This is a genomic window from Cedecea neteri (assembly GCF_000757825.1).
In the GTDB taxonomy this organism is placed as follows: Bacteria; Pseudomonadota; Gammaproteobacteria; order Enterobacterales; family Enterobacteriaceae; genus Cedecea; species Cedecea selenatireducens.
The window spans coordinates 4,479,673-4,506,587 of sequence record NZ_CP009451.1 but is presented as its reverse complement, the minus strand read 5'-3'; the positions used below and the strand labels follow the sequence as shown (position 1 = coordinate 4,506,587).

The following is a 26,915-nucleotide window of genomic DNA, read 5'->3' as shown; positions in this document are numbered from 1 at the left end:
CGGCACTCCCTACAACTTACCCAGCTTGGTGCGCAAACGCTTGATCGCCTGGCTATGCAACTGGCTGACTCGCGACTCACCCACATCAAGCACCGCCCCAATCTCTTTGAGATTCAGCTCTTCCTGGTAATAAAGCGTCAGCACCAGTTGCTCGCGTTCAGGTAAAGCTTCAATGGCTTCCATCACGCGCTGGCGCAGATTACTGTCCAGTAACTGCTGTAGCGGGTTTGCCTGCTGGTGTTCCTCGGTGACCAGTTCAATACTATCGCCGTGCTCTTCACGCCACTCATCATAAGAGAAGAGCTGGCTGTTATTGGTGTCGAGCAACATCTGGCGATACTCTTCGAGCGGGATGTCCAGCCGCTCCGCGACTTCCGTCTCGGTAGCGTTACGCCCCAGCTCTTGCTCCAGTTGACCAATCGCCTGTGCCACACCGCGAGCGTTACGCCTGACGCTTCGCGGCACCCAATCACGGCTGCGCAACTCATCAAGCATCGCCCCACGGATGCGCTGCACCGCGTAGGTAGTAAATGCCGTTCCCTGCAGGGCATCGTAACGTTCGACTGCATTCAACAACCCGATGCCGCCTGCCTGTAGCAGATCGTCGAGCTCCACACTCGCCGGCAGACGTACCTGCAGGCGCAATGCTTCGTGACGCACAAGCGGTACATAACGCTGCCACAGCGAGTGTTTATCCATTACACCTTCAGCGGTATACAGTGAATTCACGATAAACAGCCCTGCGTTAGTTGAGTTATCGGCATGATTATCCGTTTCTGCAGGGGTTTTAATCGGATGAATAGTGGGTGAAATGGGGGGTTATTTGGAGGTTACAGCAGAATAAGCCCCCAGGATTTTAACCATTAACGATGGCAAATCATGTTCAGGCTTACTTAAAAGTATCAATTGGTTGTTAAATATTAACGCCAGATACTATAGCGGGACTTCTTTAATAAAGCCGAAGAATCTATCGCGTAAAAAGGGTGTAAAAAGCCCTGTTATTCAGTGCCTGAGTCCGGCTATTTTTATCTTAAAGTGGTAAATATCCATATTGTTACAATACCGCGACGACAGGTCCCCTCTCGGGTGAACCGCATCGATGACAAGGCAGGTCACGACCATGAATATTTTAATTACGGCCATCGGCTCAATGTCGGCTAAAGCCGTAATTGCAGCGCTCCGGCGAGCGAATCATGGCGTATTTGGGTGCGATATTTATCCTGCTGAATGGCTTTACGCTTCACGCCTGGTGGATGATTTTAGCCAGGTTCCCCGAGCGGATAATCCTACCGCCTATCTTGCAAGCATCAATGCACTGTGCGATCGCCACAAAATAGACCTGATTATTCCGCTCACCGATGTTGAAGTGGACACGCTCTCCTTACATCGCGATAAATTAATCCCCTCATCAACGCTGGCGTTGATGTCAGCGAAATCCGTGTCGCTTGCCCGGGATAAGTTTAGCTGGAGCCAAAAGTTATCTCTGTCTGCTGATATTCAGCCTCTTCCAACCTTCCTGCTGGCTGACGTCCCGCTACAGGGCTTGCGTTTTCCGGTAATGCTGAAACGTCGTGACGGCCGCAGTAGCGAAGGCCAGCGCCGTATTGAGACTGAAAGCGAATTTCTGGAACTGCAGCATCGCCTTCCAGGCAAAGAGTGGATTGTTCAGCCTTTTCTGCCGGGCGAGGTACATGTCATCGATCTGGTGCGTAGTCAGGCCAGCGGCGAGTGCGCTGCGGTTGCCCGTAAAGAGCTGCTGCGCACCGCCAACGGGGCAGGATTGACCGTAGAAATGGTCGCCGATGAGGCATTAGTAGCCAAAGCCACCGAGGTCGCCCGCCTGCTCGACCTGAACGGCTGCATCAATATTGAGTTTATGCGCCATGCGAAGGGGGATTATCTGATGGATATTAATCCTCGTTTCTCCGCCGGCGTGGAGTTTTCCGTCATGGCTGGCTACGACATGATTATTAACCATCTTCATTGCTTCACCGGGCGGCCTGTTCAGCCCTCCACCGTGGTGCAAAATGCCATTTTTACTCGCCACTATGTCGCCGAGCATTCAAGTTAAGGATAGAGAAATGAGCCAAACTACCGAGCCTGCAAAACTGATCACTGCCGAGGACTGGGACAATAAATGGCAGGGTATTTTTGACCATTATCAAAATGATATCCGCCATGCCTACTATATCGACGCGGTCAGAAAGAGCGGTGAAAAACGGGTTCTGGAGATTGCCGCCGGAAGCTTTCGCGACATCGTCCAGTTGACCAAACGAGGCGTGGAAGGCCACGGCATAGACTTTTCACCTGAATCAGTAAGCCTGGCGAAAAAGCTCTATCCATCGCTGCAGGACCGTTTTTCCGTGATGAATGCCTTCAATCTGCAATATCCGGATAAGCATTTTGACCTGACCTACCACAACGGGTTCTGGGTGCTGTTCTCAGACGAAGACATCCAGAAAATGGCGATTGAGCAGGCTCGCATCACCAAAGGCCGCATGATCGTTACCGTGCATAACGCCCATAATCAGCCGTTCGTTAATTACTTTAACTCGAAAAAAGAAAGCGACTCGCTGTTTAATATTCGCTTCTTTACCGTCGACCAGATGCAGGAGATCCTCGGCAAGGTCGCCAGGAAAGTGACGATTATTCCGGTGGGTAAAGGCAAGAAAACGCATGAAGACTGGCTTATCCGTCACGGTCTGCACAACCCTCTGCTAATTAACAGCATGTTTAAACTCTGCGGACATCGCTATTTAGCGCGCAGTGAACGCCTGATGTGTATCGCTGAACTTTGATCGTAAAAAAGGGCTTTTGACAAAGCCCTTTAACCTTCCCTACACCATTAAGCCGCAGCAGACCCCTTTACCTTCAGAGGCAGACCAATTCTGCGCACTGCGGCAATAACTCTCTGCTGTTCCTCCTCGCTCATGTCCGGGAAAATCGGCAGGCAAAGTACCTTTTGCGCAATCTCGTTGGCCACGGGTAAATGCTCCGGCGCGGAAGAAGGCAGATGGCGGTACATGGCGAAGGAGCTGATGAGCGGATAGAAATAGCGCCGAGAATAGATCCCCTCTTCTTTCAGCGCGTCATAAAGCGCGTCACGGGCAATAGGGAAGCGCGCATCGACCAGGATCGGGTAATAAGCATGATTCCACTCGAAATCGCCCTCTGGGGTGTAAAGTTCGATGCCTGGAATGTCTGCCAGACCTTCACAATAGCGCTGATAGATAGCCGCCCGAGCCGCTAACGCCGCATCAATATGCTGCAGCTGCAGCAGACCAAAGGCCGCCTGAACTTCATTCATTTTGGCGTTGATTCCCGGCGCTATCACCGTGGTTTCATCAGCAAAACCAAAGTTTTTCAGATAGTCGATGCGTTTTTTGGTTCTGGCATCCGGGCAAATTATCGCCCCGCCCTCAATGGTATTGAACACCTTGGTGGCGTGGAAACTCAGGATCGAAAGATCGCCGCAGTTCAGGATGCTGCTGCCGTTCTGCTTGACGCCAAACGCGTGGGCGGCATCATAAATGACCTTCAGCCCGTAGGTATCGGCGATACGCTGAATTTTATCCACTTCGCAAGGAATGCCATAACAATGCACCGGCATAATGGCGCTGGTTTGTGGCGTGATCAGTGCTTCAATGCTGTCGGCGTTGATATTAAAAGTCTGCGGATTTATATCGGCAAATACCGGCGTCAGGCCGTTCCACAAAAGGCTGTGCGAGGTGGCGACAAAGGAGTAAGGCGTGGTAATGACTTCCCCGCTCAATCGCAGCGTCTGAAACGCCGTGAGCAGCGCCAGCGTGCCGTTTGAGAACAGCGAAAGGTGTTTTACACCCAGATAATCGGCTAGCGCCTGCTCAAGCTGCTGATGAAAAGGCCCGTTGTTAGTCAGGTATTTATTTCCCCAGATTTGCTCCAGGTAAGGAATAAACTCCTCAAGCGGCGGGAGCAGAGGGCTGGTGACAAAAATATTTTTCATAGTACACCTCGGTGTGAAACCAGTTGGCGCGCACCCGCGCCTTATTCCAATACGGTGAACGTCCGGCGTGCTTCACCGGCACAGTAAATTCGCCATGCTTCCCGCAACGCTCGCCCAAAGGTGTCCGCGACGTTAAAGCCATCCGCGGTTTCCGTCGGCATTCTGTCACGCATCGTCAGACGTATTTCACTGAGTTCGGCGACCCGGTCTTGCCAGCTCAATGCCTTCCGGATGTAATCCTCTTCGCCGTAGGCAATAAACTCCTCCAGCCCATGAATACGCATAATATCGACGCCCTGACGGGCAGCCATCGTTGCGCCACAGAGCGTCAGCGTCGGCACGCCCATCCAGCAGGCATGGTTGCTTGTGGTGCCGCCAGAATAAGGAAACGCATCAAGCAAAATGTCTATTTCATGGTGGTAGGCCAGATAATCGAGCAACGGCGCTCTTTTCTTGAAAATCAGGCGCGACGGGTCAATACCCAGCCGTTCGAGCTTCCTCGTCATCCCGGCCACCATTTTTTCATCGTTCATAAAACCGATAATAAATTTGGCGTCAGGACACTGCGTCAGAATAGTGGCCCAGACCCTAAGCACTTCATCGTTGATTTTTTTAGGACGATTGAAGCTGCCGAAGGTCAGATAGCCATTTTTAAGCGCCGGGAGTGGCGCAATATCAGGACTTTGCGGATCGGGCTCAAAGAACTTACGCATCTCAATAAACATGATGCTTTCGGTCAGCTGCTGTTCAAGATCGGCTGGCTCAGCAAGGGTCGCGGTCACAATGCGATAATCCATCGTGCTTAAACCGGTCGTCCCAGGGTAACCAATCCAGGAGATTTGCACCGGGGCCGGGCGCAGCGCAAACGCCGGTAGCCGGTTGTCTGAGGTATGCCCGGAGAGATCGAACAGGATATCAATCCCGTCCTGATAAATTTGCTCGGCAAGCTGCTGGTTACTTAACCTGTCCACCTGTCGCCACAGCACCGAGCCGGCTGCAAGATGGTCGGTGACCTCGTCATGGACATAAGAGACGCTGTAGCCCACAAGCTCAAAATGTTCTCTGTCCAGCCCATCCCAGAACGGCTCTAAGAAGTGGCTCACAGGATGTTTACGTAAGTCCCCGGAAACAAAGCCCACGCGCAGTTTTTTATCAGGATCTTTTTTGCCACGGTAGGGCAGCTGTAGATTACAGTCTTTAGCCCATTTCCCCACCGCCTCACCGTACTGCTGGTGTTTCTGGAAGAGCTGCTCTGCCGTCACCTTATGATCGTGGGTCATGGCAAAAAGCAGCGCGGTAAAGTAATCAAAATGGCTCGGATCAAGCTCTATGGCTTTGTTAAGGAACCAGGCCGCCTCATCGAGTTTTTGACTGTCGCTGAGAATCACGCCCATGGTGGCATAGTGAATTGCCTTTACCCCCTCGCTGCGCAGCGAGGCGCGAGAACATTTTTCCGCCAGCGACATTTCGCCCAGTTGGTAATAAGAGTAGGCCAGGCTATGCCAAAAATTAACGTTGTTATCTTCCAGCCTCAGCAGGCCCTGCAAGAGGGTAATGGCGTAATAATGCTTGTTTGTTTTCTGTAAGCCTGTCGCCAGGTCGTAATAAATATCCAGACTTGAGAAATAGTGCCCCATCAGGCGGCAAAGAACCTCAATGGCCTCTTCCCAGCGATTGGATAACACGAGGGTTCGCGAATAGCAGCGAAGCGCGGCAATATCTTCCGGGTTCTCTATCAGCAGTTGCTCAGCCAGCGTTTTTGCATTCTGAATCTTTTTCTCACCAATTAAATGGTTAATCCGGTCATAAATATCTTCCCCACCCTCTGATTCACGCTGGGGTAAGTCATTCACGTCTTTACTGAGCAAGCCTCCCCGCTGTTCCGAAACGCTAAGCAGCAGCAAAGTGTTCAACAGCGGCAGCAAAAATTGTCTATTTCCCGTACGTAAAAAAAGCTGGTACTGCTTTTTCCATGCCATCGAGGTGCCCGTCAGCGCGCCTTTATTACGCAGTGACATAAAACACTGCCACGCTTGCGCATCCACGCCGGTCAAACCCTGTTGCAAGTAGCGCCATTCTTCGGGCGTCAGAGAGAACTCCTCTCCCCGGAGGTTCTGAAATATCTGCGGGGCATTCCCTTCAGACTCACCGTTTTTAAGCGGGGAAATAGCCTCCAACGTGTCATTCTCAGCCCGATCGTACGCCTGCGGAGTGCAGCTCCAGTACAGGCCGGAAGGCTGAATAACAAACAAGTCTTCCAGCACTTTCAGCACCGCTGCCCGAACGTCAGCGTTATCTTCCGGCTGACGACAGTTAATGACCAGTTGTTCAAAGCTCAGGCTGAATGGCCAGGCGGCCCCCAGCACATCCAGCACACGTAAAGTCACCGGGTTTTCGCTGCTCGACAGCTGCCCATTGCCGCCAACATGGCCGTTCAATATATTGCCGTGCTCGTTCATTTTGCGGCTAAAGTTCCCGGCCCAATAAAGCGCGTCGAGGCGAGAGCTGTCCGGTAATGCCGGGAAATGTTGCTCTGCGCTGGTCGCGCTAAGCAGGCTGAAGCGTTCGCGGCGCGATACCGCAAAGTCCAGATATTGCTGGGCGGCAATGCGTTGCTGCCCGGCAACCAGGGCGTGTAACGCCGCCACTTTTTCACCATAGGAATGCGGCAACTCATACTGAGGCACCGCATCGCCGACATAGCTCAATCCCAGCTCGCTGGCCTGATGGCAAAATTCGCTAAACGACAGGGATGCCGTGCCAGGAGAGAGATAGCGCAGGGTCAGGGAGAGGTCGCTCTCTTTCTCGGCCTCTTCAATCCGGACTTTAAGCATGCCTTCCGGCAGGGTCATCGCCAGATAGCTCAGCATGCCGCGCGCAGCATTGACCTGTGCTTCAGGATCGCTATTGCCATCACGCGCAGCATGGTAGCTAAGAGCATCGCGGATAGCCGCCGTCTCGTGGTCACCGGTGGAAGGATACCAGTGCAGGCAGATAACGCCGGATGCAGACAGGTTTTGCCGACACCACAGCAAAAGCGCTTCTCGCTCCTGACTGCCGAGTAAAGAGAAAACGCCGCGCACCAGGATGTAGTCAAATTCCCCGCCCTCGATGCCCAGGATATCGCTCAGCCCGGCGGTGAACAGCTCAATATTACTCAGCCCCAATGCCTGGATATGGCGCTGTCCGGCGGCAATAAGGCTTTCATCAATATCAATCCCTATCACCTGACTTTCCGGGTACGCCAGCGCGTGGGCCGCAATGCTCATTCCCTCACCGCACCCTATTTCAAGGATGCGGGCACACTCGGGCCCCACCGTGGACAGATGGTAGAGAGAGGCTGCAGCCTGAATAGCTGCGGGCGAAATACGATGATCCGGGTAATACTGACTCACGTTACGCTTATCCATTATTTTGAGAAATTAAACTCTGACTCAACCGATTAACGCGCGGTACTTTTCCAACAGCGACGCTTTGTATCGACGATACTCTTCGCTCTCGGCATCGGAGCGACTCAGTACCCAGCTAAACGCATCCTCGCCGTGTTCCGCATCCACCAGCGTGTCCACCTGAACGCGGCCTATCGCCATTTTTTCCAGCGCGCTAAGCTCATTTTCTACGACGGCCAGCGCCACCTGATCGAGGAACCATTCGGCGTTGTTGTTTTGCAAATTGAGATCGATAAACCGGGCAACGGCTGCCAGGTATTTCGTCGACAGCTCGCCCCCTTCACAATAGAGACATGCCGCCAGAATTGATTCCCAGAACGGCGCCCTGTCATCCCAGGTCAGCAGCAAATCTTTGGCGTCTAACTGCCCCTTCACCTCTGCCCACGACTTTCTGACGAGGCTATCGGCGTCGAGCAACAGCACAGGAGAAGTCAGTTTTTCCAGCGCATGTGACAAAAAGACCAGCCGACGGCTGGCGAAGTGTGCTCTGTCGGCCGCGCCTGGATTAAACGTCTCGCTGCTTAAGGAAATAGCCAGCTCGGGCATCGCCTCGTGGAGCGAAGCAATTTGCTGCGCCAGGCCAGCATCGCAGTTATAAATATGGAAATGAACGTTGAGCTCGTTGCGATTGGTGTCGAAGAGGGAGAGCAGCAGCGGCAGGCCATGGGCGGTAAAATAGGCTTTATCACACCCAACCAGCACGGTCGTTTTATGATTGTTTGCCGGCTCAATTAACCAGCTATAGCGGCCAGCGTCAGGCTGCCAGTCGTGCACGGCTAACGGGCTAAAATCGATAAAGGAATCCGGGCGGCCACCCAGTTTGTAGATAGTCGTGACGACCATCAGCAGCGCCATAGGATCTTCGCCTATCAGCGCCATATTCTCGGTAAGCTGCTGAATAATGACATAAGCCTGATTAAAATCTTCTTCCATCAGACAGATAAGCAATAAGATTTTTAACGCGACCGGTGAATCACTGAGCTCGGAAAGATTATTAGAAATAAGGAAAACGGTAGAATTGATTTCATTAATACGAAATAGAATTTGAACGGCTGCAACCAGATAGTTTTTATTCCCGTCGAGCTTCAGTGCCTCAACGATAAATTGCGTTATTTTTTCAACATTCGCCGCTTCAACCGCCGTAGACTTTTCTCCAGGCCGTTTGTAGAGCGCCGCATTGGCCAGAATAATCGCCCGCGTCATCAGCTTGAGCGCTCTGTCTTTTTCTGGGTTAAGTCCGGTCTGCGCCTGGTTTAATTTATCTTCGAGAGCGGCAAAATCAGAATTGGCAAAATTCAGGACTTCCGTCACCAGCCACGCGGGTAAAGCATCGGCTTCAGGCAGGTGAATCGCACGGGTAAACAGATCGCGGTAATATTGATGCAGGGCCCGAGTGCGGGAGAAACTGTTCATAACTGTCCTTTAGATTGCACTATTTTGCCAGACGGGTGATTGTCTGATGCTAGCACTCGAGCAGTAGGCATAATGCGCTGAACAAAACCGAAATTAACGCCTTATCCTTCATATTAAAAAAGCCCTGCTGCCCGCTATTTTCGACAAAAACAAAAAAAGGCTGCTGTTTCCAGCAACCTTTCTTGTAGCGGCCTGCGAAATTAACGCAGCAGGGACAGCATTGCCTGTGGAACCTGGTTTGCCTGAGACAGTACGGAAGTACCAGCCTGCTGCAGGATCTGCGCACGGCTCATGTTGGATACTTCGGTCGCGTAGTCAGCGTCCTGGATACGGGACTGAGCAGCAGACAGGTTGGTGATGGAGTTGTTCAGGTTGTTGATAGTGGATTCGAAACGGTTCTGAATCGCACCCATGTTAGAACGTGCGGTATCGATTTTCGCGATAGCAGCATCAGCAGCAGAAACAACAGCCTGTGCAGTTGAGTGGTCGGTGATCGCGGTGCTCAGGCCAGCGCTCAGGCTAGCGGAAGAGGCGTTGATCAGAGAGTCGCTGCCGATAACGATGGTATCGTTAGAGGTGGTGTTAGCGCCAACCTGGATATTCAGACCAGTAGAGACAGAACCGTCCAGCAGGTTTTTGCCGTTGAAAGAAGCACCGCCAGAGATACGGTCGATTTCAGACAGACGCTGGGTGATTTCAGTCTGGATAGATTTCAGGTCAGTGGTGCCGTTGGTATCGGTAGCAGCCTGCAGGGACAGTTCACGGATACGCTGTAAGTTGGTGTTGATCTCGTTCAGGTTACCTTCAGCGGTCTGAACCAGAGAGATACCGTCGTTAGCGTTACGAGGCCGCCTGAGTCATACCCTTAACCTGGGAAGTCATACGGTTGGCAATCGCCTGACCAGCAGCATCGTCTTTCGCGCTGTTGATACGCATACCGGAAGACAGACGCTCGATAGCGGTACCCAGTGAAGACTGAGATTTGCTCAGGTTGTTCTGAGTAGTCAGGGACAGCAGGTTAGTATTGATTACGGACATAGTATTAATTCCTTAAAAATTGGGTTTAGGTTCGGTGCCTAACACTCACGGCGTCTCTCACCGTCAACAAGGTTATCGACGCCCTCTGTTCCAACTTTAGATTTAATGATAAAAAAAATTCAACCCATTGAATTAAAAGGAAATTAATTTCACCCTTGGTTCCTGACCTCACCTTCCTTACACTTTTATAATGCGTTTATTGCCCGTTCGAAAATATATCTTTGCGCCACTAAGGCCCATCAGCCACGCTATTAATGAAGGCGTCTTTTCCGACAATCGTCATATAAGGCCGATCCGCGGCCTGCTATTCGGCTGATTATTTTTTTTACCTGGCTGTAAACTTTTCACCGAGTCAGCCGATAAGTTAATGAAACTACCAGCGACTTAAAGGAAGACATCAATGGCATCGATCTCTAGCCTTGGAGCAGGCACGACCCTGAACCTCCAGGACACTTACGATAAGCTTTATACGGCAGAGCAGACAAAATTAACCATTTTTGATACGCAGACCAAAACTTATCAAGCTCAGTTTAGTGCCTTTGGTCAATTAAAAACGGCGATATCGGGTCTGGAAACGGCGACGGCAGCGCTGACCAAAAGCGGTGCCCTGCTGGCAACGTCCGTGAGCAGCACGAACACTGCATTCAGTGCCACGACGACCAGCGATGCCATTCTTTCTGACTATACGGTTAACGTACAGCAGCTGGCGAAAGGCCAGGTATTAATGTCCGGCAGTATCGCCAGCAACACTGCACAGCAAGGGGCGACGACGGGCGGAACGCGTACGCTTACCATCACGCAGCCTGGGACGACGACCCCACTGAACGTGACGCTTTCCGATTCTGATACCTCTTTAAACGGTATTGCGAAAGCGATCAATGGGGCCAACGGAAATGTTTCAGCCTCCGTCGTTAAAGCCAACGATGGTGATTACCGCCTGATGCTGACGTCCAAGAGCACCGGCGCTAATTCAGATATGACCGTGACCGTCACCGGTGACGACCAGCTACAGGGCGTGATTGGCTACAACTCTGCCACCAAATCTGGCGCGTTGAGCGAGCAAACGCCGTCGCAAAATGCCAAAGTCTCGGTAAACGGCGTGGTGATTGAGCGTCAGAGCAATACCATTAGCGATGCTATGCCAGGCGTAACCCTGAACCTGAAAGCAAAAAGCACCGCCGACGAAACGCTGAGCGTGACGCGCACAACCGATGCCAGCAAAAAAGTCATTAACGATTGGGTAAAAGCCTATAACACCCTGCAGTCAACGATTGCGACCGTCACCAAGTATGTGAAAGTGACGCCGGGTGCGGCACAGGATAGCAGCAACGGCGCGCTGGTCGGCGACAGCACCGTTCGCGGTATTCAGGCTGATATTCGCAGCATGCTGACGCAGGTTCAGGGCGGCGATTTCAGCATTATGGCGCAGCTAGGGATTAGCCAGGATCCGGTGCTGGCACCTGATGGCTCCAGCGCGCTGAAAGTGGATGACGCCAAGCTGACTAAAGCGCTGAGTGATAACCCACAGGGCGTGATCAACTACTTCGTGGGTGACGGCAAAACCACCGGTTTTGCAACCCAGCTGGACACCAAACTGAACAACATGCTGAGCACCAGTTCCATCAACGCCGGGGTTATTAAAAACGCGCAGGATGGCCTGACCTCAACATTGAAAACTGTAGCAGATCGTAAACAGGATATGAGCGACAGTATCGACGCCACCATGGCTCGCTATAAGGCTCAGTTTACTTCCCTGGCAAACCTCGTCAGCCAGATGACCAATACGGGGAACTACCTGGCGCAGCAGTTCAACAAAAGTTAAGGATGTAATATGTACAAGAGTTCTGGTGTACAAGCCTATCAACAGGTCGGTCTGGAAAGCGCCGTTATGAGTGCCAGTCCACACCAGCTCGTGGTCATGCTGTTCGACGGGGCACTCAGTGCCCTTGTACGAGCCCGCCTGTTTCTGGAACAGGGGCAAATGCCACAAAAGGGAGAGGCGCTCTCCAAAGCCATTAACATCATTGATAACGGACTAAAAGCAGGTCTGAATATGGATATCGGAGGGGAACTTCCCGGTAACCTTGCGAATCTTTATGACTATATGGTGCGGCGTCTCCTGCACGCTAACTTGCGTAATGATGCCGACGCAATCAGCGAAGTAGAGCAATTGCTCGCCAATATTGCAGATGCATGGAAACAAATCGGCCCCTCTTCCTCTACATTTCAGGATGCTATCTGATGAATGATTTCATCTCATCCCTAAATGAGTGGTATGCCCTTCATGCCCTCAGTCAAACCATGCTTGACCTTGCTCATTCTGGAAAGTGGGATGAGTTGATTGAACAAGAAGTAAAGTACGTACAGCTGGTGGAGGCGATTGCTAATAATCCCATCGCTCAGGCCAGCAACAGAAGCCAGGAAGAAGCAAAGGCGTTACTCGATATGATTCTCACTAATGAAAATCAGATCAAAACGCTGCTTCATAGCAGGCTTAATGAGTTACGAGATCTTATTGACCAAAGCGGTCGTCAAAAGTCGCTGAACAATACCTACGGATTTCTTTCCGGCAACGTCCTGATGCCGAGCGATTTGAATCAGTAAACCTGCTGAATCACGTTTCTTATTCCATACTCCAGAGGTCAGCTAAATGACTTCTGGAGCACGGACGAGATGACTAACCCCACCCTGTTACAGTTTTTCCACTGGTATTCCCCCGGCGACGGAACGCTTTGGTCAGAAGTCGCAGACCGTGCGGCCAGCCTCAGCGACATCGGCATCAACATGGTCTGGCTCCCTCCCGCCTATAAAGGCAGCGCTGGCGGCTATTCGGTGGGCTACGACTGCTACGATCTTTTCGACCTCGGCGAATTCGACCAAAAAGGCAGCGTGCCTACCAAGTATGGGGATAAAACCCAGCTGCTGTCGGCGATAAACGCCCTTCGGGACAACAATATCTCTGTGCTGCTGGACGTCGTCGTCAACCACAAAATGGGCGCCGATGAAAAAGAGCGGATCCGCGTCAACAGGGTCAACGAAGACAACCGCAACGACATCTCGCCGGAGGTCATAGAATGTGAGGCCTGGACGCGCTACACCTTCCCCGCCCGCGCAGGGCAATACTCGCAGTTTATCTGGGACTACAAATGCTTTAACGGCGTAGACCACATTGAAAACCCCGACGAAGACGGCATTTTTAAAATCATCAACGACTACACCGGCGAAGGCTGGAACGACCAGGTTGACGACGAGCTGGGCAATTTCGACTACCTGATGGGCGAAAATATCGACTTTCGCAACCACGCGGTGACCGAAGAGCTAAAGTACTGGGCACGCTGGGTCATGGAGCAAACACACTGCAACGGCTTCCGGCTGGATGCGGTCAAACACATCCCCGCCTGGTTTTACAAAGAGTGGATTGAGCACGTCCAGCAGGTGGCGGAACAGCCGCTGTTTATCGTGGCCGAATACTGGTCACATGAAGTGGACAAACTGCAGGAATACATATCTCAGGTCGAGGGCAAAACGATGCTGTTTGACACCCCGCTGCAGATGAAATTCCATGAGGCATCGAGGCTTGGCCGCGACTATGACATGAGCCAGATTTTCACCGGTACGCTGGTTGAAGCCGATCCGTTCCACGCCGTCACGCTGGTGGCTAACCACGACACGCAGCCGCTACAGGCGCTTGAGGCCCCCGTAGAGGCCTGGTTTAAGCCGCTGGCCTATGCGCTGATCCTGCTGCGTGAAAATGGCGTGCCGTCGGTGTTCTACCCTGATCTGTTCGGCGCGAGCTACGACGATGAAGGCGGAGACGGCCAGAACTACCACATCGACATGCCGGTCATTGAGCAACTGGATGACCTGATTCATGCCAGGGAGCGCTTTGCCCACGGCGTGCAGACTTTGTGGTTCGATCACCCTAACTGCATTGGCTTTAGCCGCAGCGGCACGGCAGAAGCGCCGGGCTGCGTGGTTATCATGTCCAACGGTGATGACGGCGAGAAAACCGTCACATTAGGCGAAAACTTCGGCGAAAAAAACTGGCGTGATTACCTGGGTAACCGCGAAGAAACGGTGCATACCGATAAAAGCGGGAGCGCAACCTTTGCCTGTAACGGTGGAAGCGTCAGCGTTTGGGTGCTGGAGGATGTGTTGTGATTTAGCTTCACCTGGCGCATTGCCTATTAATCATTAATACCCACAATTATGTGGCGCTGGATAAAGATTCCGTTCACTTCCTGTGCAGTGTTTTCTGTAGCTCCCGTACCGGTGAACGTCTTAGGGGAGTCACCGTCACTCCCCTAAGAACCCGGACTCCCGGCCAAATAAATCGACCGCTGAAGCGGCAGACCTCCGTTTTATCTCCCAGTCCTGGGTCGGCTGAGATGCGTTCCCGACGCTCTCAGCCTCCGGCCGTTCCCGACGCCCGGCCCCTGGTCAGTCGGAGAGAAAACGGAGGCGATTTAAGCCGGAACCGTGCCTCGCTTCTTATTTTTACCCTCACCCTAACCCTCTCCCTGGAAGGGAGAGGGAATAAACAATGTTCCCCATCGTCTGTTTTCCCCCTCTCCCTCTGGGAGAGGGCCGGGGTGAGGGTTGAATTGCCTCCCGGCTCTCGCCGGGCGCCGGGGCTGTCCGGGGGATGGCGTTATACCCCGGACACGTTCACCAGTGCAATGGCAGCATATGAAACTTGTTTGGAAGTGAACGGAACTGTCGCCAATCCTGCAAAAGCCTTAGGATTAATATCGACAAGACAGCCTAAAAAGAGTGAGCGAATGAAATCATAACCAAACATTTGCACAATAAAATCCCCTCGCCCCTTTGGGGAGAGGGTTAGGGTGAGGGGCCTTATTTTTTCTCTTTGGATAACTTCCCACCCAAAGGATTTTTCGCCAGGTAATCAGCGCACTCGGTCGTCAAACGATCCACGCGCTTCAAAGTCATGCCCGCATATTCCAGCGTATCCCCGTTACGCTCGATGCCGTAAATTTCACGCTTAACGGTCACGTTACGCAGATCGCCAGATAAATGCGTCAGCTTACCCGGAACCGCAATCACCCGCTGCCACTGGCGGCAATCAAGGGTATCACCTTCAGGCGTGACGACCAGCGAGGCAATGGCCTCCGGGCTCACCAGCTCGCTCTGCGGCCCGCTGGACTGCCAGTAGCCTGCCATGCCTGCCGGTGCCTCGGTACGCACCACCTGCCCATAATCTCTAACCTCGACGCAGCCGCTCAGTGCCACCAGCGCCGCCAATACTAAAAGCTTCTTCATCGTCTATCCTGACTGCGGAGAAAAAATAATTTTGGCATTAAAGCCCTGGGCCTGCCAGCACTTCCTCCCGAGGCATAAAAATTGATCCAGATTGATTTTTCGTCTTTTCAGCCTGTTAAGCAAAAAAGATAGGCGTATGATCGCGCCCTCTTCCGCTCCTGGCGGCACGTTCTTCTGAGTTCAGAGGCGAAAACAATGACCTGGCACTCCTTCAAACAGCAATATCTCATTACCTTCTGGAAACCGATGCCCGCCGTGATAGCGGCCGGGATCCTCTCCACCTACTACTTCGGCATCACCGGCACCTTCTGGGCGGTCACCGGCGAATTCACCCGCTGGGGCGGCCAGCTGCTACAGCTGATGGGCGTTCACGCCGAAGAATGGGGTTACTACAAGCTCATCCACCTCGACGGCAGCCCGTTAACCCGCATCGACGGCATGATGATCCTCGGCATGTTTGGCGGCTGCTTCGCGGCGGCGCTGTGGGCCAACAACGTTAAGCTGCGCCTGCCTCAGCACCGTATCCGCATCATTCAGGCGGTGCTCGGCGGCATCATTGCCGGCTTTGGCGCAAGGCTTGCGATGGGCTGCAACCTCGCGGCTTTCTTTACCGGGATCCCTCAGTTCTCGCTGCACGCGTGGTTCTTCGCCCTGGCAACCGCCATCGGCTGCTGGTTTGGCGCTCGCTTCACCCTGCTGCCGATGTTCCGCATCCCGGTTAAGCTGCAAAAAGTTTCCGCTGCCTCACCGCTGACGCAGCAGCCAGACCGCGCTAAGCGCCGCTTCCGCATGGGGATGCTGGTGTTTATCGGCATGCTGGGCTGGGGCGGTTTAACCGCCATCAACCAGCCGAAGCTGGGCCTGGCTATGCTGTTTGGCGTCGGCTTTGGGCTGCTTATCGAACGCGCGCAGATCTGCTTTACCTCGGCCTTCCGCGATATGTGGATAACCGGGCGTACCCACATGGCAAAAGCCATTATTCTGGGAATGGCGGTCAGCGCGATTGGCATCTTCAGCTATGTGCAGCTCGGCGTGGAAGCCAAAATCATGTGGGCAGGGCCGAATGCGGTTATCGGTGGCCTGCTGTTTGGCTTTGGCATCGTGCTGGCCGGTGGCTGTGAAACCGGCTGGATGTATCGCGCGGTTGAAGGCCAGGTGCACTACTGGTGGGTTGGCCTGGGCAACGTTATTGGCTCTACGCTGCTGGCCTGGTTCTGGGATGATATTTCCCCCGCGTTGGCCACCAGCTGGGACAAGGTCAACCTGCTGAATACCTTTGGGCCGCTGGGCGGGCTGCTGGTGACTTACCTGATGCTGCTCGTCGCTTATCTGCTGATCGTCGGCTGGGAGAAACGCTTCTTCCGCCGTAAAAACCAGGCTATCAACACCCCAACAGGAGAAACCGCATGAGCCAGAACATCGTGCCTGACTATCGTCTGGATATGGTGGGCGAGCCCTGTCCTTACCCGGCGGTTGCAACGCTTGAAGCAATGCCTCAGCTAAAAAAAGGCGAGATTCTGGAAGTGGTGAGCGACTGCCCGCAGTCCATCAACAACATTCCTCTCGACGCCAAAAACCACGGCTACACGGTGCTGGATATTCAGCAGGATGGCCCGACCATTCGCTATCTTATTCAGCGCTAATGATACAAGGGGCAGAGAGTTGCCCCTTTTACTAACGGACCGGCTTCACCCACGCGCCGGAGTCCAACAGGAAACGTTCCGCGCTGGCAATCTTCTCCACCGCCCTGTCCCCGTGCTTTGCCACCAGCATCGCCAGTAAACATTCAGCAATGCCCATCGCCGACACCACTGAAGGAAAGAATGACGGGCTGTGCGCGGAGAAATAAAGCGTGCTGGTGGCGTGTTCCGCAAGGGGAGAAAGCGGGGAGTCGGTCAACGCCACGATTTTGCTTCCGGCCTGCCGGGCAGCGCCCAGCACATCAAGCGACTCACGCGAATACGGCGCAAACCCTATCATCAGCACCACATCCTTTGGCGTCAGCTCGCGGGTAAATATTTCGTAGTTACTCGCCTGGCCGTCGATGAGCGACACGTTCTTATTAAACAGACGATAGATATAAAACAGCGTGTAGGCCACAGAATAGCTGGCGCGAAAGCCGCACACATAGACGTGTTCTGCGGCGTCCAGCACGTCAACCGCCTTTTCCATCGCCTCTGGGTTTTCGGCCTCGGTGTGGGAAAGATTGACCGCGTGGGCGTCAAACACTTCCTGATAGAGTGACGCCGTGCTGCCTTTATCCACCAGTTTTTCGGCCCTTGCCTGATGCGTTTCGTGGCTCAGGCCAAGCTCCTGAATAAAAGCTGTTTTGAATTCCCCCCAGCCGACATAGCCCAGGCGCTGGGCCAGGCGCAGCAGCGTCGCGGGTTTTACGCCAATCCGCGCAGCAAAAGCCCGCATCGAAAGCGCCACCAAATCCTTCACGTTATGCAGGCTCAGGTCAGCGGCTCGCTGCAGCTCGGGGGTTAATGTCTCGTAATGCTCTTCTAGCGTCTGTTGCGGGGTCATAGGCTGGCAGGACTCTCCCATTTAGACCGGAAGTCCCTTCCGGCACAGTAAAGGTATCATCCTGATTTTGCAGTGGAATTACTTTCCACGTCAAACGAATGCGCGCATTAAACCCATCTTACTGGCAAAAACGATACTTCGCTCAACAAACGGAGAGATAAGTCTCCATCACGCGGGAGATAATCAGCATCAGCGCGATGCAAACTCCCATAATGCTGAATGCCGCCAACAGAAAGATTAGATAAAAACGCATTACTTATCCCCTTAAAAGAAAAAGCCCCATAAGGGGCTTTTTAGCGCAGCGTGTTTACCACTGCAGGGATGCACCAGCGCCCACAACAAAGTTTTGCTGTGAATCGTTTGAAACGGAGGCTTTAACCACGGTGCTTTCCGTCGCACGAGCGGAGAACCCTACCGCAAGCGCGCTCTCACCGTCGGTTGTGCCTGCCCCGGCGCCTACGGAAAACGTCGCACCCTGGGTTACCTGCGGAATGTTAGCCATCGCGGCAACGCCGGCGATACCCGCAGAGGCACGTTGACGGTTTTCGTCCACCCGATCTTTTAAGCGGTTAAAGCTACTGCTGTTGACGGTATTTGCTTCCAGGGCATCAATACGTGACTCATGATTAGCCAGTTCGGCAGTATTCTCAGCCATCGCCTGATTAGTTGCCTGAAGCGCGGCTTTGTTGGCTTCAGTATTTGCCATGGCGGCGTCAGCTCTTGAACGTGCATAAACCCCGGTATTTTGTACGCCCAGAACATCCTGGCCCAGCGAAGCAATCGCCGCCTGGTTAGCACTCACGCCTGCTTCAGTTGCAAGCAAAACCCTGGCATTTCTTTTTACGTCAATATCGAACTGATCGAGATTGTAGACGCCGGCCAATCCTGACACCGTGTTTCCGCCGAGGGTATCCGCCACTATCGTGAATTTTCCGTTATTGCCCGTTACCTCATAAGAAGTTTCGTCGGCCCAGGAATAATGACTAATAAAAACGCCCAGAATTAACGCTAAAGTTGCCTTTTTCATGCTAAAAACCTACTATATATTCGCTTGTGAAGATTTAGTAAAATCCGATCAAATCGATAGTTAACCGGCTGCAACCGGTTAACTATCACCTCAATAATTTATTAAGCACCATCACTCTTCTTTATTTAATACGTTATTCCCTTAATAGTTTCGCCAGAAATTAAATAAGCTTTATCGACTTTCTTTAACCCTCGACCTTTCTCTCACCCCATGAGGCGCGCACCCGACAGCCCAGCAGGACGTTCAGTCGTCACGCTGTCATTTTTCAATTAACAATATACTTATGGTCGGCTATTCATTTCCCTGATGCGATATGAACCTGTTCGAATATCACCCAGAAAAAAATAAAATAATAATAATGTGTGATAATTCCGGCGCTGAATATGCATTGCAATGCGGGGGGAAAGTTTGATCTGCGTCATGCCATTTAGCATTCATTGGGCATAAAACGAGAAAATTCTGAGTGTCTTTCATATGAAATATTCAGTTGTTAATCGAATATTATAAAAAGGTTTAGCGTGCGGAATAATACAGAATTGAAATAAGAATGATAATTAATAGTGCTTGTAATAGAGGAGTAAAAGGCCCGTCGCAGACCTTTTCCCCGCTAAAACCGTGCTGGTGCCACTACACCTGCATGTTCATCACTTCCTGGTAGGCTGCAACCAGCTTGTTGCGTACCTGAATGCCCATCGCCAGAGAAACGGAAGATTTTTGCAAATCGACCATTACGTCATTCAGCGCTACGCCAGGGGTGCCCAGGGCAAACTTCTCTGACTGCGCGCGCGCGGTATTGGACGTTTCGCTGATGCGTCCTAAAGCAGCCTGCAGCTCGCCGGCAAAACTGACCGTTGGCGCAGCAGCCGATGCCGCGGGATTGGTCGCCGCCAGCGCGGTCGTCTGAAGTTGTTGCAGTACGCCTTCGATACCCTGAATTGCCATTTTTTAGCCCCGTTTTTGTTAAGCGGGACAAGATTACCACCTTGTCAATAGGATAAAGGCGTTAAATAGACGTAAAAAATAGAGCTAATTCAGCCATCGAAATTTCCCGAAACGAAAATAATGACACTGCCATCCATATGGAACTTTTGTCGTGTTTGTCGACCCGGGAGTCAGTCTTGTTCACTCATTACTCTAAAAATTTTGTCAACGCTAAGCCGCGAGGTGTGGAATGACCACTGCTGCTCAGGCACAAACGCCGCAAAACAAGACTCTTGAGTGGTTGAATCGCCTTCGTGCAAATCCAAGAATTCCGCTGATGATGGGCGGAGCCGCCGCCGTTGCCGTGCTGGTGGCCCTGGTACTGTGGGCAAAAGCGCCTGATTACCGCGTGCTTTACAGCAATCTCGCCGATCAGGATGGGGGCGCGATTGTGACCCAGCTTCAGCAAATGAATATCCCCTACCGCTTCTCAGACAACGGTAGCGCCATTATGGTCCCGGCAGATAACGTCTACGATCTGCGTCTACGCCTGGCTCAGCAAGGTCTGCCGAAAGGCGGTGCCGTGGGCTTCGAGCTTCTGGATCAGGAAAAGTTTGGTATCAGTCAGTTTAGCGAGCAGGTGAACTACCAGCGCGCGCTGGAAGGCGAACTGGCCCGCACTATCGAAACGCTTGGCCCGGTGAAAAACGCCCGCGTTCACCTTGCGATGCCAAAACCTTCTCTGTTTGTTCGTGAGCAAAAATCCCCTTCCGCCTCCGTTACCCTGAGCCTTGAACCTGGCCGCGCGCTGGACGAAGGGCAAATCAACGCCGTCGTGCACATGGTTTCCAGCGCCGTGGCGGGTTTACCGCCGGGTAACGTCACGCTGGTTGACCAGGCAGGCCACCTGCTGACTCAGTCGAACAACGCCGGACGCGATCTTAACGATGCGCAGCTCAAATACGCCAACGACGTTGAAAGCCGCTACCAGCGCCGCATTGAATCTATCCTCGGGCCGATTGTCGGCAACGGCAACGTTCACGCCCAGGTCACCGCGCAGATTGATTTTGCTAATAAAGAGCAGACCGAAGAGCAATACCACCCGAACGGCGATCCGGCTCAAACGGCGGTGCGTTCACGCCAGCTGAACCAGACCTCTCAGGTTAACGGCCAGTTCCCTGGCGGCGTGCCGGGCGCGCTTTCCAACCAGCCCGCTCCGGCTAACACGGCGCCAATTTCAACGCCGCCGCAGAACAATAACCAGGCCAATCAGCAGGCCAATAACGGCCAGCAGAACCAGACCAGCACGTCCAGCCAGAACGGCAGCAGCAACACGTCACGTGACGAAACCACCAACTATGAAGTGGACCGCACCATTCGCCACACCAAGCTGAACGTGGGCGATATCCAGCGCCTGTCGGTAGCCGTGGTGGTGAACTACCGCACGCTTGCCGACGGCAAACCTTTGCCGCTGACCGCCGATCAGATGAAGCAGATTGAAAACCTGACGCGTGAAGCGATGGGCTATTCAGAAACCCGTGGCGACACCCTGAACGTGGTCAACTCTCAGTTTACCGCCACCGAAGACGACGCCGGCAGCAGCCTGCCATTCTGGAAGTCTCCGGCCTTCTTCGACATGCTGCTCTCCGCAGGTCGCTGGCTGATTGTGCTGATTGTTGCCTGGCTGATATGGCGTAAAGCGATTCGTCCGCAGCTGACTCGCCGCGCGGAAATCCTGAAAGCCACTAACGAAGCGAAGCAGAGCGTTAAAGCCGAAGAAGAAGCCGTGGCCGTTACGCTTAGCCGTGACGAGCAACAGCAGCAGCGTAAAGCTAACCAGCGCCTGAGCGCAGAAGTCATGAGTCAGCGAATTCGTGATATGTCCGATAACGATCCTCGCGTAGTCGCGCTGGTGATCCGCCAATGGATGAGTACTGAAATATGAGTATGACCGGAACCGAAAAGAGCGCCATCCTGCTGATGACCATTGGTGAAGACCGCGCCGCGGAGGTGTTCAAGCACCTCAGCCCGCGTGAAGTGCAGCATTTAAGTGCCGCGATGGCGAACACCCATCAGATCTCCAACAAAGTCCTGACCGAAGTGCTGGCGGAGTTTGAGCAGGAAGCAGAACAGTTCGCGGCGCTGAGCATCAACGCCAACGACTACCTGCGTACCGTATTGATCAAGGCGCTGGGCGAAGAACGCGCCTCCAGCCTGCTGGAAGATATTCTCGAAACGCGCGACACCACGAGCGGCATCGAAACGCTCAACTTTATGGAGCCGCAGAGCGCCGCAGACCTTATTCGCGACGAGCACCCGCAGATCATCGCCACCATTCTGGTTCACCTCAAGCGTGGCCAGGCCGCGGACATTCTGGCGCTGTTCGACGAGCGCCTGCGCAACGACGTGATGCTGCGTATCGCCACCTTTGGCGGCGTCCAGCCTGCCGCGCTGGCGGAGCTGACCGAGGTACTGAACAACCTGCTCGACGGCCAGAACCTCAAGCGCAGCAAAATGGGCGGCGTAAGAACCGCTGCGGAAATCATCAACCTGATGAAAACCCAGCAGGAAGAGGCCGTTATTACCGCCGTGCGCGACTTCGACGGCGAGCTGGCGCAGAAAATCATCGACGAGATGTTCCTGTTCGAAAACCTCGTGGCCGTCGACGACCGCAGCATCCAGCGTCTTCTGCAGGAAGTGGAGTCCGAATCTCTGCTTATCGCCCTCAAAGGCGCGGAACAGGCCCTGCGCGAGAAGTTCCTGCGCAACATGTCCCAGCGTGCGGCGGACATCCTGCGCGACGACCTTGCCAACCGTGGCCCGGTACGTCTGTCGCAGGTCGAAAACGAACAGAAAGCTATCCTGCTCATCGTGCGTCGCCTGGCGGAGACCGGCGAAATGGTAATCGGCACCAGCGAGGATACCTATGTCTAATACGCTGCCATGGAAACGCTGGACGCCTGACGACCTTGCCTTCCCAACGCCGGTTTTCGAAGAGATTGTGATGCCGGAAGCCAGTACAGAAGAGGAAGAGCAGGAAAGCGAGCCGGACCTCCAGCAAACGCTGGCGATGATGCAGGCTCAGGCGCGTGAACAGGGCCACAGCGCGGGCTTTGCCGCAGGGCACGATCAGGGCGTAGAAGAAGGCCGCAAGGCCGGATTCCAGCAGGGGCTTGAGCAGGGCATCAATGAAGCCCGTCAGCAGCAGGCTCCGGTGCACGCACGTATGCAGCAGCTGGTGAGCGAGTTCCAGTACACGCTGGACGCGCTGGACAGCGTTATCGCCTCCCGCCTGATGCAAATGGCGCTGGAAGCCGCTCGCCAGGTCATCGGCGAGACGCCAGCGGTCGATAACAATGCGCTGATCAAACAGATTCAGGGGCTGCTGATGCAGGAGCCGTTGTTCAGCGGTAAACCGCAGCTTCGCGTCCACCCGGATGATTTGCAGCGGGTAGAAGAAATGCTGGGTGCCACGCTAAGCCTGCACGGCTGGCGCCTTCGCGGTGACCCAGGCCTGCATCAGGGCGGCTGCAAAGTCTCCGCCGATGAGGGCGATCTCGACGCCAGCGTGGCTACCCGCTGGCAAGAACTTTGCCGTCTGGCCGCGCCGGGAGTGCTCTGATGACCGCCCGCCTCACCCGTTGGCTGAACACGCTCGATAACTTCGAAGCGCGGATGGTAGAACTGCCGTCCGTTCGTCGCTACGGCCGCCTGACCCGCGCCACCGGCCTGGTTCTGGAAGCCACCGGCCTGCAGCTGCCGCTGGGAGCGACCTGCATCATTGAGCAGCACGATCGCGAAGTCGAATGTGAAGTGGTCGGTTTTAACGGCCACAAGCTGTTCCTGATGCCGCTCGAAGAAGTCGAAGGCATTTTGCCAGGGGCCAGGGTTTATGCCCGCTCGGCCACGGCGGAAGGCCTGCACAGCGGTAAAAAATTACCGCTCGGCCCGGCGCTGCTGGGGCGCGTGCTTGACGGCAGCGGTCGCCCGCTCGACGGCCTGCCTTCACCGGATACCGACCTGATGGGCGCGCTTGGCGCTGCGCCGTTTAACCCGCTCCAGCGTACGGCCATTGAACATGTCCTCGACGTTGGCGTACGCCCGATTAACGCCCTGCTGACCGTAGGTCGCGGCCAGCGTATGGGCCTGTTTGCCGGCTCCGGCGTCGGTAAAAGCGTCCTGCTCGGCATGATGGCGCGTTACACCCAGGCCGACGTAATCGTCGTGGGCCTGATAGGCGAACGTGGGCGTGAAGTAAAAGATTTTATCGAGAACATTCTCGGTGCCGAAGGCCGTGCGCGTTCGGTAGTCATTGCCGCTCCGGCGGACGTTTCCCCGCTGCTGCGCATGCAGGGCGCCGCCTACGCCACGCGTATCGCAGAAGACTTCCGCGACCGTGGCCAGCACGTGCTGCTGATCATGGACTCGCTGACCCGTTACGCGATGGCGCAGCGTGAAATTGCCCTCGCCATCGGCGAACCGCCGGCCACCAAAGGCTATCCGCCTTCGGTATTCGCCAAGCTCCCGGCGCTGGTTGAACGCGCGGGCAACGGCATTCACGGCGGCGGTTCGATTACCGCTTTTTATACCGTACTCACCGAAGGCGACGATCAGCAGGACCCGATTGCCGACTCCGCGCGAGCCATTCTTGACGGCCACATTGTGCTGTCGCGCCGCCTGGCAGAAGCGGGCCACTACCCGGCCATCGACATCGAAGCTTCTATCAGCCGTGCCATGACATCGTTGATTACCGAGCAGCATTACGCCCGGGTACGTCGTTTCAAACAGCTGTTATCCAGCTTCCAGCGCAACCGTGATTTGGTCAGCGTGGGGGCTTACGCCAAAGGCAGCGATCCGATGCTCGATAAGGCCATTGAACTGTGGCCGCATCTGGAAGCATTCCTGCAACAAGGCATTTTTGAACGCGCAAGCTGGGAAGAAGCCTGCCTCGCACTGGAGGCGCTCTTCCCAACGGTTTGATGAGAGGTGACCATGAACCAAAACAGCGCACTGGATACATTACGTGAGCTCGCCGCCCAGGAAGTAGAAAAAGCGGCGATTCGTTTAGGGGAGATGCGCCGGGGCTGTCAACAGGCAGAAGAGCAGCTCAATATGCTGATTAACTATCAGTTTGAGTACAGCAACAGCCTGAATAACAACATGAGCCAGGGGATTGCCAGCACCCGCTGGCAAAACTACCAGCAGTTTATACGCACGCTGGAAAAAGCTATCGACCAGCACCGCCAGCAGCTGATGCAGTGGACCAATAAAGTCGACCAGGCATTGGGCGCGTGGCAGGAAAAACAAAAGCGCCTGCAGGCATGGCAAACCCTGCAGGACAGAAAGGCAGCGGAGCTGTTGCTCGCAGAGAACAGACTCGATCAGAAGCAGATGGACGAATACGCCCAGCGGGCCACATTGAGGAAAGGTGAATGATCGCATTGCCAAAAATTCTGTTAAACAACGGGGCCGATACCGCTGCGACCGGGGATGTAAAAGGTACGGGCGCGGATGGCAAAGGCTTCGGCGAAGGCTTTTTAGATTTGCTGAGTAAAGCGCTGCCGGGCAAGGTCGAGCTGGAAGACGGCAAATCTCTGCCTCTGGGAGCGGCCTTAAGCAAAGTCGCGGCCACTAACGCAGCGAAAGGCGACGCCAAAGACGGCCAGACGGTGCTGAACGAATTGCTCAGTACGCCGGAGCAGCCAGAAGCGCTGTCCGCCCTGCTCGCCTCCATCGGTAAAACCGACGCGAGCGGCAAGCCAGAACTGGCAGATAAAGACGCCAAAAGCGACAAGCCGCTGAGCGACGCCGAGCTGCAAACGCTGAGCGCACTGCTTGCCATGCTGCCGCAGCCGGTTTCCGCCGCACAGCCCGCGACGCTGGGTAAAACCGGTGCCAGCATCGATACAAAAGCGTTATCTGCGCTGACCACGGCGGGTAATTCCGCAGGCAAAAGTGCCACGGATAGCCTACTGCCGGCCGACGCTAACGCTAAAAAAGCGGCCCCGGCAACCTCGGCCCTTGTTGACAGCAAAACCGCAGCGGCAACGGCTGCCTCCATGGCTCAGCAGCCCGCTGACGACAAAGCCCAACTGGCCGCCAACAAAGGTGGCGACGGCCGTGACAACGCGCCTCTGCAGGTAAATAACACGGCCCCGGTTACGCCTCAGATAACCCCGGCCATCAGCAGCGCCACCATCGCCACCCCGACGACCACGCACATCGCCACCCCAACGGCGCCGATGATCAGCGCCCAGTTGGGAAGCCATGAGTGGCAACAGCAGATTTCTCAGCACGTGACGCTGTTCACCCGCCAGGGCCAGCACAGCGCCGAGCTGAGATTGCACCCGGAAGATCTCGGTCAGGTGCAAATTAGTCTAAAACTAGAAGATAACCAGGCGCAGCTGCAGATGATGTCCCCGCACAGCCACGTGCGTGCCGCGCTGGAAGCCGCGCTGCCAACCCTGCGCACGGCGCTGGCGGAAAGCGGTATTCAACTGGGGCAGAGCAACATCAGCAGCGAAAGCTTTGCCCAGCAGCAATCTGGCCAACAGCAACAGCAGCAAAGCGCCCGCGGCACGGAGCGTTTCTCGCTTAACGGCAGCGACGCAGAACCGTTGCCGGTGGCCGATAGCCTGCAGCGTCTGGCCAACAGCAACGGCGCGGTGGATATCTTTGCCTGAGCCCCGTTGACGGGTAAACGCCAGAGCTAGCGACAATAAACGCGTGTTTTCCGGGCTTTGACCGCCCGGAGACACGGGATAATTGCTATTCAGCAGTACCGATACAGGAATAAAGCGTTCAATGACTGATACCGCTATCACGAAAGGCCGTAAGCGCGCCATCTGGGTGCCGATACTGGTTCTTATCACACTCGCCGCATGCGCAACCGCAGGCTATAGCTACTGGCGCATGCAGCAAACGCCAGCCACTGCCCAGGCCAAAGCGCCTGAGCCACCGCCTGCGCCAGTGTTCTTCGCTCTGGATACCTTTACCGTCAATCTGGGTGATGCGGATCGCGTCCTGTACATCGGCGTTACGCTTCGCCTGAAAGATGAAGCCACCCGCCAGCGCCTGAGCGAATTCCTGCCAGAAGTCCGCAGCCGCCTGCTGCTGCTGTTTTCTCGTCAGGATGCTAACCAGCTAGCCACCGATGCGGGCAAGCAGAAGCTGGTAGAAGCGATCAAAACTACTCTGGCGCCGCCTCTGGTCGCCGGGCAACCTCAACAGGTAGTCAGCGACGTGCTGTATACCGCCTTTATTTTGCGGTAAC

24 protein-coding genes and 1 pseudogene are annotated in these 26,915 nt (G+C 54.4%); 15 read left to right on the top strand and 10 right to left on the bottom strand.

The window, feature by feature from the left end; genetic code table 11:
- Nucleotides 1-9: 9 nt before the first annotated feature.
- On the bottom strand, nt 10-729 hold the full coding sequence (gene fliA, locus JT31_RS20830; protein WP_008453816.1) for an RNA polymerase sigma factor FliA: 720 nt from the start codon (nt 727-729) through the stop codon (nt 10-12).
- 391 nt (nt 730-1,120) lie between these two features.
- Here fliA and JT31_RS20825 point away from each other — a divergent pair, with 391 nt between their 5' ends.
- Both JT31_RS20825 and JT31_RS20820 read left to right on the top strand, forming a co-directional pair.
- Complete coding sequence (locus tag JT31_RS20825; protein ID WP_052049032.1) at nt 1,121-2,071, top strand: ATP-grasp domain-containing protein; 951 nt, start codon at nt 1,121-1,123, stop codon at nt 2,069-2,071.
- Nucleotides 2,072-2,081: 10 nt separating this feature from the next.
- Nucleotides 2,082-2,798 (top strand): class I SAM-dependent methyltransferase, encoded by a 717-nt coding sequence (locus JT31_RS20820; protein ID WP_038481659.1) that lies wholly within the window; start codon nt 2,082-2,084, stop codon nt 2,796-2,798.
- A gap of 47 nt (nt 2,799-2,845) precedes the next feature.
- Here JT31_RS20820 and JT31_RS20815 read toward each other — a convergent pair whose 3' ends face one another.
- The 4 genes and pseudogenes from JT31_RS20815 to JT31_RS20800 form a co-directional block, all read right to left on the bottom strand.
- Nucleotides 2,846-3,985 carry a DegT/DnrJ/EryC1/StrS family aminotransferase gene (locus JT31_RS20815; RefSeq protein WP_038481656.1) on the bottom strand — a complete coding sequence of 380 codons (1,140 nt, stop codon included), beginning with the start codon at nt 3,983-3,985 and terminating at the stop codon, nt 2,846-2,848.
- A 41-nt stretch (nt 3,986-4,026) separates the two neighbouring features.
- On the bottom strand, nt 4,027-7,395 hold the full coding sequence (locus JT31_RS20810) for a methyltransferase domain-containing protein (RefSeq protein WP_038481653.1): 3,369 nt from the start codon (nt 7,393-7,395) through the stop codon (nt 4,027-4,029).
- Between the two features lie 24 nt (nt 7,396-7,419).
- Nucleotides 7,420-8,847 (bottom strand): hypothetical protein, encoded by a 1,428-nt coding sequence (locus tag JT31_RS20805; RefSeq protein WP_038481650.1) that lies wholly within the window; start codon nt 8,845-8,847, stop codon nt 7,420-7,422.
- Between the two features lie 200 nt (nt 8,848-9,047).
- Nucleotides 9,048-9,885: pseudogene (locus JT31_RS20800) on the bottom strand (flagellin).
- 400 nt (nt 9,886-10,285) lie between these two features.
- Here JT31_RS20800 and fliD point away from each other — a divergent pair.
- The 4 genes from fliD to amyA all read left to right on the top strand — a co-directional run bounded on the left by fliD (nt 10,286) and on the right by amyA (nt 14,046).
- Nucleotides 10,286-11,707, top strand: a complete 1,422-nt coding sequence (fliD, locus tag JT31_RS20795; RefSeq protein WP_038481647.1) for a flagellar filament capping protein FliD — start codon at nt 10,286-10,288, stop codon at nt 11,705-11,707.
- 9 nt (nt 11,708-11,716) lie between these two features.
- Entirely contained in the window at nt 11,717-12,127 is a 411-nt protein-coding gene (gene fliS / locus JT31_RS20790) for a flagellar export chaperone FliS (RefSeq protein WP_038481644.1), read from the top strand.
- Nucleotides 12,127-12,489 (top strand): flagella biosynthesis regulatory protein FliT, encoded by a 363-nt coding sequence (gene fliT / locus JT31_RS20785; RefSeq protein WP_038481641.1) that lies wholly within the window; start codon nt 12,127-12,129, stop codon nt 12,487-12,489. The genes fliS and fliT overlap by 1 nt, the downstream gene beginning before the upstream one ends.
- A gap of 69 nt (nt 12,490-12,558) precedes the next feature.
- A complete protein-coding gene (gene amyA / locus JT31_RS20780; RefSeq protein WP_038481638.1) occupies nt 12,559-14,046 on the top strand; it encodes an alpha-amylase in 1,488 nt (495 codons plus the stop codon).
- 490 nt (nt 14,047-14,536) lie between these two features.
- Here the strand turns inward: amyA and JT31_RS23900 are convergent, their stop codons facing one another.
- Nucleotides 14,537-14,692: a hypothetical protein gene (locus JT31_RS23900; RefSeq protein WP_158399827.1), complete on the bottom strand. Its 156-nt coding sequence runs from the start codon at nt 14,690-14,692 to the stop codon at nt 14,537-14,539.
- 47 nt (nt 14,693-14,739) lie between these two features.
- Nucleotides 14,740-15,165, bottom strand: coding sequence for a lipoprotein YedD (gene yedD, locus JT31_RS20775; RefSeq protein ID WP_038481635.1), 426 nt, complete (start codon nt 15,163-15,165; stop codon nt 14,740-14,742).
- A 195-nt stretch (nt 15,166-15,360) separates the two neighbouring features.
- On the opposite strand from yedD, the gene yedE reads away from it, so the two are divergent.
- Nucleotides 15,361-16,575 (top strand): selenium metabolism membrane protein YedE/FdhT, encoded by a 1,215-nt coding sequence (gene yedE / locus JT31_RS20770; RefSeq protein WP_038481632.1) that lies wholly within the window; start codon nt 15,361-15,363, stop codon nt 16,573-16,575.
- Nucleotides 16,572-16,808, top strand: coding sequence for a sulfurtransferase-like selenium metabolism protein YedF (gene yedF / locus JT31_RS20765; protein WP_016537040.1), 237 nt, complete (start codon nt 16,572-16,574; stop codon nt 16,806-16,808). Before yedE ends, yedF begins: the two co-directional genes overlap by 4 nt.
- 31 nt (nt 16,809-16,839) lie before the next feature.
- Here the strand turns inward: yedF and JT31_RS20760 are convergent, their stop codons facing one another.
- From JT31_RS20760 to fliE, 3 genes are all read right to left on the bottom strand, one after another.
- Nucleotides 16,840-17,694, bottom strand: a complete 855-nt coding sequence (locus tag JT31_RS20760; RefSeq protein ID WP_038481629.1) for a MurR/RpiR family transcriptional regulator — start codon at nt 17,692-17,694, stop codon at nt 16,840-16,842.
- Between the two features lie 307 nt (nt 17,695-18,001).
- Nucleotides 18,002-18,721 carry a YadA C-terminal domain-containing protein gene (locus tag JT31_RS22805; RefSeq protein ID WP_052049031.1) on the bottom strand — a complete coding sequence of 240 codons (720 nt, stop codon included), beginning with the start codon at nt 18,719-18,721 and terminating at the stop codon, nt 18,002-18,004.
- A 627-nt stretch (nt 18,722-19,348) separates the two neighbouring features.
- A complete protein-coding gene (fliE, locus tag JT31_RS20750) occupies nt 19,349-19,663 on the bottom strand; it encodes a flagellar hook-basal body complex protein FliE (protein ID WP_038481626.1) in 315 nt (104 codons plus the stop codon).
- 229 nt (nt 19,664-19,892) lie between these two features.
- On the opposite strand from fliE, the gene fliF reads away from it, so the two are divergent.
- From fliF to fliL, 7 genes are all read left to right on the top strand, one after another.
- Nucleotides 19,893-21,587 carry a flagellar basal-body MS-ring/collar protein FliF gene (gene fliF / locus JT31_RS20745; RefSeq protein WP_038481623.1) on the top strand — a complete coding sequence of 565 codons (1,695 nt, stop codon included), beginning with the start codon at nt 19,893-19,895 and terminating at the stop codon, nt 21,585-21,587.
- Nucleotides 21,584-22,576: a flagellar motor switch protein FliG gene (fliG, locus tag JT31_RS20740; protein ID WP_038481620.1), complete on the top strand. Its 993-nt coding sequence runs from the start codon at nt 21,584-21,586 to the stop codon at nt 22,574-22,576. The genes fliF and fliG overlap by 4 nt, the downstream gene beginning before the upstream one ends.
- Nucleotides 22,569-23,264: a flagellar assembly protein FliH gene (gene fliH, locus JT31_RS20735; RefSeq protein ID WP_038481617.1), complete on the top strand. Its 696-nt coding sequence runs from the start codon at nt 22,569-22,571 to the stop codon at nt 23,262-23,264. Before fliG ends, fliH begins: the two co-directional genes overlap by 8 nt.
- Nucleotides 23,264-24,622, top strand: a complete 1,359-nt coding sequence (gene fliI / locus JT31_RS20730) for a flagellar protein export ATPase FliI (protein WP_038481615.1) — start codon at nt 23,264-23,266, stop codon at nt 24,620-24,622. The genes fliH and fliI overlap by 1 nt, the downstream gene beginning before the upstream one ends.
- Before the next feature lie 12 nt (nt 24,623-24,634).
- Nucleotides 24,635-25,078: a flagellar export protein FliJ gene (gene fliJ / locus JT31_RS20725; RefSeq protein ID WP_038481612.1), complete on the top strand. Its 444-nt coding sequence runs from the start codon at nt 24,635-24,637 to the stop codon at nt 25,076-25,078.
- Entirely contained in the window at nt 25,075-26,325 is a 1,251-nt protein-coding gene (locus JT31_RS20720) for a flagellar hook-length control protein FliK (protein ID WP_038481609.1), read from the top strand. The genes fliJ and JT31_RS20720 overlap by 4 nt, the downstream gene beginning before the upstream one ends.
- 121 nt (nt 26,326-26,446) lie before the next feature.
- Nucleotides 26,447-26,914 carry a flagellar basal body-associated protein FliL gene (gene fliL, locus JT31_RS20715; RefSeq protein ID WP_038481606.1) on the top strand — a complete coding sequence of 156 codons (468 nt, stop codon included), beginning with the start codon at nt 26,447-26,449 and terminating at the stop codon, nt 26,912-26,914.
- Nucleotide 26,915 lies beyond the last annotated feature (1 nt).